Below are 614 nucleotides of genomic sequence, written 5' to 3' on the forward strand. Positions count from 1 at the left end.
TGTCCCCTACCCTGCATACTGCACTGGAACCAATGGCATTTCGTGGTTTGCTACAAGATAAAGAAAGGGAAGTTCTACATAGCGGACCCGGCGGCGGGACTTATCACCTATACGAGGGAGGAGTTCAAGCGGTGCTGGGTCAGTACCAAGGTGGACGGGCAGGATACCGGGACGGCGCTCTTGCTGGAACCGGGGCCGGAGTTCTACGGGATGGAGGACGAGGGGAGAGACAGGAAACGTAACCTCGGATTCTTTTTCCGATATATATCGCCCTACAGACGGGAGATGGCACAGCTCGTGCTGGGCATGGTGACAGCCAGCGTACTGCAACTCATCCTGCCTTTCCTCACGCAGAGCCTGGTGGATACCGGTATACGGGACAACAACCTAGGTTTCATAACCTTGATCCTTATATCGCAATTGGTGATCTTTATCGCCAAGCTATCCGTGGACTTCATACGGAGCTGGATATTGCTGCACGTAAACACGAGGATCAATATCGCCTTGATCTCCGATTTCCTCGCCAAGCTGATGCGCCTGCCCCTGCATTTCTTCGATACCAAGATGGTGGGCGATATCATGCAGCGCATCGGAGACCATGACCGCATCGAGGA

General features: G+C 53.9%; 1 protein-coding gene. It reads left to right on the forward strand.

Annotation, left to right across the window (positions count from 1 at the left end; translation table 11 throughout):
• A partial coding sequence (locus tag DW033_RS24925; RefSeq protein WP_233554212.1) for an ABC transporter transmembrane domain-containing protein occupies positions 1-614 on the forward strand: 614 nt, incomplete at both ends.

The sequence above is a fragment of the Parabacteroides sp. AF39-10AC genome, from assembly GCF_003635405.1.
Lineage (GTDB): Bacteria > Bacteroidota > Bacteroidia > Bacteroidales > Tannerellaceae > Parabacteroides > Parabacteroides distasonis.